At 72.4% G+C, this 8,091-nt stretch carries 8 protein-coding genes; 2 read left to right on the top strand and 6 right to left on the bottom strand.

Annotation, left to right across the window (positions count from 1 at the left end; genetic code table 11):
- The 5 genes from LQ222_RS25720 to LQ222_RS25700 all read right to left on the bottom strand — a co-directional run.
- Positions 1 to 625 (bottom strand): hypothetical protein (locus LQ222_RS25720; RefSeq protein ID WP_230169734.1); only part of this gene is annotated, 625 nt, incomplete at its 3' end.
- A gap of 310 nt (positions 626 to 935) precedes the next feature.
- Positions 936 to 1,433 carry a DNA starvation/stationary phase protection protein Dps gene (gene dps, locus LQ222_RS25715; RefSeq protein ID WP_230169733.1) on the bottom strand — a complete coding sequence of 166 codons (498 nt, stop codon included), beginning with the start codon at positions 1,431 to 1,433 and terminating at the stop codon, positions 936 to 938.
- Positions 1,434 to 1,486: 53 nt separating this feature from the next.
- The gene (locus LQ222_RS25710) at positions 1,487 to 3,073 is read right to left on the bottom strand and encodes an MFS transporter (RefSeq protein WP_230169732.1); all 1,587 of its coding nucleotides are present in this window, start codon (positions 3,071 to 3,073) and stop codon (positions 1,487 to 1,489) included.
- Positions 3,073 to 3,999, bottom strand: a complete 927-nt coding sequence (locus LQ222_RS25705) for a DUF817 domain-containing protein (protein ID WP_230169731.1) — start codon at positions 3,997 to 3,999, stop codon at positions 3,073 to 3,075. Before LQ222_RS25705 ends, LQ222_RS25710 begins: the two co-directional genes overlap by 1 nt.
- A 48-nt stretch (positions 4,000 to 4,047) precedes the next feature.
- Positions 4,048 to 4,437, bottom strand: coding sequence for a PH domain-containing protein (locus tag LQ222_RS25700; RefSeq protein WP_230169730.1), 390 nt, complete (start codon positions 4,435 to 4,437; stop codon positions 4,048 to 4,050).
- Positions 4,438 to 4,650: 213 nt separating this feature from the next.
- Here LQ222_RS25700 and LQ222_RS25695 point away from each other — a divergent pair, with 213 nt between their 5' ends.
- Entirely contained in the window at positions 4,651 to 5,604 is a 954-nt protein-coding gene (locus LQ222_RS25695; protein WP_230169729.1) for a RimK family alpha-L-glutamate ligase, read from the top strand.
- 4 nt (positions 5,605 to 5,608) lie between these two features.
- Here LQ222_RS25695 and LQ222_RS25690 read toward each other — a convergent pair whose 3' ends face one another.
- Positions 5,609 to 6,307 carry an alpha/beta fold hydrolase gene (locus LQ222_RS25690; RefSeq protein ID WP_230169728.1) on the bottom strand — a complete coding sequence of 233 codons (699 nt, stop codon included), beginning with the start codon at positions 6,305 to 6,307 and terminating at the stop codon, positions 5,609 to 5,611.
- A 194-nt stretch (positions 6,308 to 6,501) separates the two neighbouring features.
- Here LQ222_RS25690 and LQ222_RS25685 point away from each other — a divergent pair.
- The coding region (locus tag LQ222_RS25685) for a DEAD/DEAH box helicase (RefSeq protein WP_374202193.1) at positions 6,502 to 8,091 on the top strand (1,590 nt) is incomplete at its 3' end.

The following is an 8,091-nucleotide window of genomic DNA, read 5'->3' as shown; positions in this document are numbered from 1 at the left end:
GCGTCGGCCCGCCGCGGCGCGCGGCCTGGGCGGCGGCCCGGCTGCCCGGGGCGGCCGCCTCGATCGCGCCCTCCCGGCCGGCGGCGCGGCGTTCCAGGCTGTCCAGCACCGACTGCGCCCGACCGAGGTCGCGTTGCAATCGCGCGCGCAGGGCCGCCATGCGGGCCTCGGCGGCCGGCCGCGCCACGCGGTTGGCGGCGAGCTCGGCGCGGATCACCCGCGCCTCGATCCAGCGGCAATAGAGCAGCGCGTCGAAGGCGATCTGCAACGCATCCAGCTCCGCATTCTCCTGCGACAGCGTGGCGTCGAGGCCCGTCGCGGCGGTCGGCGCCGCCGCCGGCGCGCGGCCGAAATTGGTGGCGACGGTGCCGCGCGGCAATTGCCCGGGATCGGTCTGCTGCGCGCCGGAGCCGAGGAAGGCGTCGCCGGCGCCGTTGAAGCTGGTGAGCTGGTTGCGGCAGCCCTCCCCGGCATCGGCGAAGCCGCCCGGCGGGGCGCAGGCATTGACCACCAGGGCAGCACCGGCGGCCAGCAGGACGGCGCGGGAAGCTCCGCGGCGCTTGGCCGGCCGGGCGCGCGGATCGACCACCCGCGGATCACGGATGTCGGATGAAGGGCGATCCACGGCGTTGTCTCCTGCGCTCCGGCACCGTCAGGGAAGCACGCGGCATCGGTGCCGGCCAGCGGGAGGAGTCGTTGCGGGCCGTCAAACGGCGGGCGCCGGCCATCCGGCCGGCCTGCCTTCGTGCCACGCCGTGTTGTCTTGGCGGCCGCTGACGGTCCGGGCGCGGTCGCGCTGTGCGATCCCGGCCCGAGGCACGCCTCGGGCCGCCAATTCCGGTAGGGGCTGGCGCTGCCTCGCTCCCGAGGATTGGCCGCGCATCGTCGCTGTTGCCGGCGCGCTCACGGCCAGCACGGCAGTTCGACCCGGCTGCTCAGCCCAGATGCGCCTCGAGCATCCAGAGCGCCTTGTCCAGCGTGCGCGACAGCCCGGTCAGCAGGTCCGCCGTGTCGGCATCGCCGGCCTCGTCGGTCGAACCGATCCCGGCGCGCACGGTGGCGGCCAGCGCCGCGTAGCGGTCGGCCAGCGCCTTCACATGCTCCATCCCGTCGCGCAGCCCGGCGGGATAGGGCGCCAGGCGCGACTTCTCGCCGATCCGCTGCGTCGTGCCGTCCGGCGCGCCGCCCAGCTGCACCACGCGCTCGGCCAGGTCGTCGGTCGCTTCGCCGAGCTGGTCGTAGAAGGTTTCGAACAGCGCGTGCAGCGCGGCGAAATGCGGCCCGCGCACCGTCCAATGCGCCATGCGCACGCCGTTCGTCAGGTCCATCGCATCGGCCAGCGTGGCGTTCAGCACGCCGACGGAGGCCTCGCGCACATTGGCGCCAAGGTCGTTGCGGGTGGCCTGGAGCTTGTCGGCCTTGGTCTTCGGCATGGGTCCCCACTCCTGATCTGATGACGCAGCATATGGTGTTTCGCGCCCGCGCGTCAGGGCAGCACGGCCAGGTAGCGCGCCGCCTCGGGCGCGGCATCGCCGCTCTGGTAGCCGGCGGCGCGGGCCAGCACGGCGCGGTCGGCGGCGTCCAGGCGGCCGGCCTCGCGCAGGTGCTCGGTCCAGGATTCCACGGCCCAGAGTTCGATCCAGCGTTCGGGATGCGCGACATCCTCCAGCAGGCGCCAGGCGAGCGCGCCGGACCGCAGGCGCACCCGCCGCGCTTCGCGCATGGCCGCCAGGAAGGCGTCGCGATCGGCGGGATCGACGGTGTAGCGCACCACTTCCAGCACGCGCCCGGTATCGCCGGCCAGCACGGCGCGCAGTTCGTCCGACGGCGCCTCGGGCCGCGGCATCGGGACGGTCGGGGCCTCGGTGGCCGGCTGCGCATCGAGCGGCCAGCCGCGCACCAGCAGCGCGCAGACCACCGCGGCGCCGGCCGCGAACAGCAATGCCGGCTGCAGGCCGAGGCTCGCCCCCGCCCAGCCCCACAGCACGGCGCCGAGCGTCATCGCGCCGAAGAAGCACAGCTGGTAGATGCCGATGGCGCGCGCCCGCACCCAGGCCGGCGTGGCGAACTGGGCGGCCGCCTGCAAGGTGCTGGCCGCGCCCAGCCACCCCGCGCCGAACAGCAGCATCGACACCGCCGCCGGCGCCCAGTGGCCCGACACGCCAAGCAAGGCCAGCGCCACCGCCGAGACCAGCGAGAAGGCCGTGACCATGGCGCTGCGCGTGGGCAGCCGCGTGCGCAGCATGGGCAGCGCGAAGCCGGTGGCGACCGCGCCCACGCCCATGACGCCCAGCATGATGCCATAGGCCTCAGGCCCCAGGCCGAGGCGCATCCGCACCACCAGCGGCAGCATCCCCCACACCGCCGCGGTGAAGAAGAAGAACACGCAGGCGCGCAGGATGGTCGCGCGCATCGCCGGGCTGGCGGCGACGAAGCGCAACCCGGCGCGCATCGCGCCCAGGAAGTGTTCGGGCGGCAGGGCGCTGCGCGGCGCCTCGCGTTTCCAGAACAGCAGCGCGACCAGCAGCGTGAGGAAGCACAGCGCGTTCAGCGCGAAGGCGGCCTCGGTCCCGGCCAGCGCGATGGCGAAGCCGCCGATCGCCGGGCCGACCGCGCGCGAGAGGTTGAAGCCGATGCCGTTCAGCGCGATGGCCTGCACCAGGTCCTCGCGCGGGACCAGTTCCGGCGTGGTGGCGGCCCAGGCCGGGAAGTTCAGCGCATTGCCCATGCCGATGCAGAAGGTGAAGAACAGCAGCCCCCAGGGCCCGAGCCAGCCGGCCCAGGTCAGCAGCGCGAGCATCGTCGCCACCGACAGCACCCAGGCCTGCGCGCCGATCAGGTAGACGCGCCGGTCGATGATGTCGGCCAGCGCGCCGGCCGGCAGCGCCATCAGGAAGACCGGCAGCATCGACGCCGCCTGCACCAGCGAGACCATCACCGGCGAGGGATCGAGGCTGGTCATCATCCAGCCCGCCCCGGTGTTCTGCACCCACAGCCCGATGTTGGCCGCGAGGTTCGCCCACCACAGCATGCGGAAGGCCGGGTGGCGGAAGGGCGCGAAGGCGGCGGGCATCAGCGCAGCGTGACAGACGTGGCGGCGCCGCGGGAAGCCGTGTTTGCGCGCCCCGGCGGCGCGCGCACCGCGCCATTGCCCGCATGCAGCGCAAACACCAGCGCATAGGACAGCAGCATGAGCAGGAACCAGGCGCCGAACTTCGCCGGCGGCACCATCGACCAGCCGCCGCGCTGGTGCGGATACAGCCAGGCGCCGGCGAAGGTGCCGAGGTTCTCGGCGAACCAGATGAACAGCGCGACCAGGCCGAAGCCCACCAGCAGCGGCATCCAGCGGTAGCGGCGCCACGGCCTGAAGTAGATCCGGCAGCGCCCGAACATCGCCCCCGCCACGGCGAACAGCGCCCAGCGCGCATCCCAGGTGAAGTGGTGGGTGAAGAAGTTCACGTAGATCGCCGCGCCCAGCCCCAGCACCGCCCAGGCCGGCGGGTGATGCGTGAAGCGGAAGTCGAACAGCCGCCAAACCCGCGCGATGTAGGACCCCACCGCGGCGTACATGAAGCCGGTGAACAGCGGCACGCCGCCGATCCGCGCATGGGAGAATTCCGGGTAGGTCCAGGACCCCATCGCGGTCTTGAACACCTCCATCGCCGTGCCGACCAGGTGGAAGGCCAGGATGATCCGGGCTTCCTCCAGCGTCTCCAGGCGTGCCAGCAGCAGCCCGACCTGGATGGCGATGCAGGCCAGCAGCAGGAAATCGTAGCGCGGCAGGATCGCGTCGCGCGGATAGAACAGGTGCGTGGCCACCAGCAGCGCCAGCAGCACGCCGCCGAACAGGCAGGCCCAGCCCTGCTTCACGCCGAAGCGCAGGAATTCATAGCAGCCGGACGCGACCGGCCCGGCCCGCACGGCGCGGGCGGACAGCCGCCGCTCGGCGGCGACGAAACGCGCGATGGGCGGCCAGGCGAGCGCGGCGCTGTCGGTCATGCGCGGCAGGATGCGCGGCGCAATGCGGCAGGCGCGTGGCGGGCGGCGTCAGTCGAGCGTCGTCGCCGGCCCGGCCGGACGCGCGGCGCGGTTCCACAGGTTGCGGATCTGCTCGCTGACGCCGACCGGATCGGGCAGGCCGCGCAGCACGTGCAGTTCCTCGGTGCGGCCCTCCATCGACTTCACCACCACGTCGCCGATGCCCAGCAGGCGGTGATAGAGGCTCTGCTTCACGACCACGTCGCGGATGCGGAAGATCTCGATGTCGTCGCGCACCTTGGTCCAGAAGCCGGACACGACGGTGATGCGTTCGTTGGTCAGGCGGATGCGCTGGCGGCCGAGGAAGGGCAGGCCCAGCATCAGCACGCCCAGCAGCAGCCAGAGCGGCCCGTAGGAGCGCTTGGTCTCACGCGTCTCGAGGAGGATGGTTTCGGACATGCGGGCATCCCTGCGTCTGTCCATCGATTAGGCGCTGGCGCGCCGGCGGGCAACGGGGAAGGGCTTGGCGCGGCGCACGGGTGGACGGCAAGCGGATACCCCCTGGGCACGCCGCGCTGGAAGAAAAATCTTTCTTTTTCGGGCGGGTTGTCGCCGCCTGCGCGCGATGTTTTTTCTCATCGTACGTATCCTCCAGCCGACCGGACCGCCGCCATGCCCAAGATCCATGTCATCCACGAGAACGACGCCTGGCTCGCGCCCTTCCGCGATGCCTTCGCGAGCCTGCGCGCGCTCCATGAGGAATGGTTCCTCGACCGCGGCCTGCTGGACCTGACGCAGCCGCCGCCCGAGGGCGTGTTCTGGAACCGCATGTCGGCGTCGTCGCACACGCGCGGGCATGTCCATGCGCCGGAATATGCGGGCGCGGTGATCGAATGGCTGGAGCGCCACGGGCGCGTGGTGGTGAACGGGCGGCGAGCGCTGCAGCTGGAACTGTCCAAGGTCGCGCAATACGAGGCGCTGGCCGCCTTCGGCATCCCCACGCCGCCGACCGTGGCGGTGGTGGGCGAGCAGCACATCCGCGAGGCCGCCGCGCGCATCGGCTTCCCGCTGATCCTGAAGCACAACCGGGCGGGCAAGGGGCTGGGCGTGCAGCTGGTGCATTCGGCGGCGGCGCTCGAGGAAGCGGTGGCGCGCATCGCCGCCAGCGATGACCCGCACGCCCTCCCGCGCGATGGCATCTGGCTGGTGCAGCGCTACATCGCGGCGCCGCAGCCCTTCATCACCCGCGCCGAATTCGTGGCCGGCCGCTTCGTCTATGCGGTGCAGGTGGACACCTCGGAGGGCTTCGAGCTGTGCCCGGCGGACGCCTGCGCCCTGCCCGAGGGTGCCGCCTGCCCCGCCGTGGCACCCGGGGAGAAGTTCCGCATCCTGGAGGGCTTCGCGCATCCCCTGCTGCCGCGCATGGAGGCCTTCCTGGCGGCCAACGGCATTGGCGTCGGCGCGATCGAGTTCGTGACGGACGCGCAGGGCAATACCTTCGCCTACGACGTCAACACCAACACCAACTACAACCCGGAGGCCGAGCGCCGCGCCGGCGTCTCGGCACCGCTGGCGGTGGCGCGGCACCTGGTCTCGCTGCTGCCGCGCGCGGCGGTCGCGGCGTAGCGGGTCAGGCCACCAGCCAGGCCGCCAGGGCGGCGTTCACCGCCTCGGGCACTTCCATGGTCGGCAGGTGCCCGGCATCGGCGAAGCGGCGCAGCCGGGCGCCGGGGATCATCGCGGCCATTTCCTCCGCCAGGTGGGGCGGGGTCAGCGCATCATCCGCACCCACGCCGACCAGCGTCGGCACCCGGATCTGCGCCAGCCCCGGCCGCGAATCGGGGCGGCGCATGATGACCCCCTGCTGGCGCAGGAAGGCCGCCTGGCCGACCCGCTCGGCCATGGCCATGACCTCGGCCGCCAGCGGCGTGTCGAGCCGCGAGGGATGGATCAGCTGCGGCAACAGCCGCGGCGTCACGCCGCGGAACTGGCCCGATTGCGACAGGGCGATCAGGCCGCGGCGGCGGCTCGTCTGCTCCGGCGTATCCGGCCGCGCCGTGGTGTCGAGCAGCGCCAGGCGGGTGACGCGCCCGGGTGCCTGGCGCAGCACCTCGAGCGCGACATAGCCGCCCATCGACAGGCCGGCGAGCGCGAAGGGCCCGTCGAAACCCGCCAGGGCGCGCGCCGCCATCGCCTCCACCGTGTCGTCGAGCGTGAGGTCGGCGACCACCGGCCGCGCCAGCGGCGCCAGCGCGGCGACCTGGTCGCGCCACAGCCGTGCGTCGGACAGCAGGCCGGGCAGCAGCAGAAGAACGGGCGCATCGGTCATGTCCGCGGTGTTACCGCCGCGCCCCGCCGCCGTCCACGCGGCGGGAGAGGCGGAAATCCTTGATCTTCTGGCCGAAGCGGCGCATATGCGCGGCGCTCGTGGATTGGCGGGCCGGACCGCCGGCCCCGGATGCGCGCCCTGCCGGGGCTCGGCCACCCACCGCAATCACCCCTGGCGGCCCGCCTGGCCGGGCCATGGAACCGAGCGATTTGAACGACCATCCTGTTGCGGCCGCCGAGGCGACCGCTGCCCCGGCACAGCCGGAGCCCCCCACCGAGACCATCCTGGCGGCCGCGCCGACCGGGACCGAGGCGGCGCTGCCCGCGCCCGCCGCGGATGGGGCCGACGCCCCGCCCGAACCGGAGCCGGCCACCGCCCTCGCCGCCGCGCCGGCGGAGGACGAGGACGAGGACGAGGTGACCGACTATTCCGAGGAGGAAGCGCCCGCGCGCACCACCTTCGCCGACCTTGGCCTGTCCGACGAACTCCTGCGCGCCGTCACGGAATCCGGCTACGTCCACCCCACGCCCATCCAGGAACAGGCCATCCCGTATGTCCTGATGAACCGGGACGTGCTGGGCTGCGCGCAGACCGGCACCGGCAAGACCGCATCCTTCGTGCTGCCGATGCTGGACATCCTGACCGGGTCGCGCGCCAAGGCGCGCATGCCGCGCAGCCTGATCCTGGAGCCGACGCGCGAACTGGCGCTCCAGGTCGCCGAGAACTTCGAGAAATACGGCAAGCACCTCAAGCTCAACCACGCCCTGCTGATCGGCGGGGAGAGCATGAACGACCAGCGCGACGTGCTCGAAAAGGGCGTCGACGTGCTGATCGCCACGCCGGGCCGGCTGCTCGACCTGTTCGACCGCGGCCGCATCCTGATGGCGGACTGCAAGCTGCTGGTGATCGACGAGGCCGACCGCATGCTGGACATGGGGTTCATCCCCGATGTCGAGCGCATCGTGGGCATGCTGCCGAAAATCCGCCAGACGCTGTTCTTCAGCGCCACCATGGCGCCCGAGATCCGCCGCCTGGCCGATGCCTTCCTGTCGAATCCCAAGGAGATCGCGGTCTCGGCGCCGGCTTCCGTCGCCACCACCATCACCGCCGGCATCGTCTATGTGCAGCCGCACGACAAGCGCGAGGCGCTGCGGCGCATGATCCGCGTCGAGCAGGTGCAGAACGCGCTGATCTTCTGCAACAAGAAGATCGAGGTCGACATCCTGTACAAGTCGCTGAAGAAGCACGGCTTCAGCGTGGGTGCCCTGCATGGCGACATGGACCAGTCCACCCGCTTCGCCACGCTGAACGCCTTCAAGGCGAATGAATTGCAGCTGCTGGTGTGCAGCGATGTCGCCGCGCGCGGCATCGACATCGGCGGGCTCAGCCACGTGTTCAACTTCGACGTGCCCTTCCGTGACGAGGACTATGTCCACCGGATCGGCCGCACCGGCCGCGCCGGGCGCGAGGGCCGCGCCTATTCCATCGCGACCGCCGACGATGCGCGCAACGTCGCGGCGATCGAGAAGCTGACCGGCAAGCCCATCCCGCGCATGGTGGTCGAGGGCCTCGACGTCGTGACGGACGAGGAAATCGAGGAAGCGATGCGCGCCCCGCGCGGGCGTGGCCGCGGTCGTGGTGCCCCGGCTGCCAAGGGCCGCGGTGGGCGCGACGGTGCGCGGCGCGAGGCCGCCCCGCGCCGCGACGGCCCGCCACGCGAACGCACGCCGCGCGCCCCGCGTGAGGCCGAACCTCGTGACGCCGCACCGGCCGAGGACGCCGCC

This window comes from Roseomonas sp. CECT 9278, assembly GCF_918698155.1.
GTDB lineage: Bacteria > Pseudomonadota > Alphaproteobacteria > Acetobacterales > Acetobacteraceae > Neoroseomonas.
Note: the sequence above shows the minus strand (reverse complement) of the source record. Positions and strands in the feature narration are given on the sequence as shown.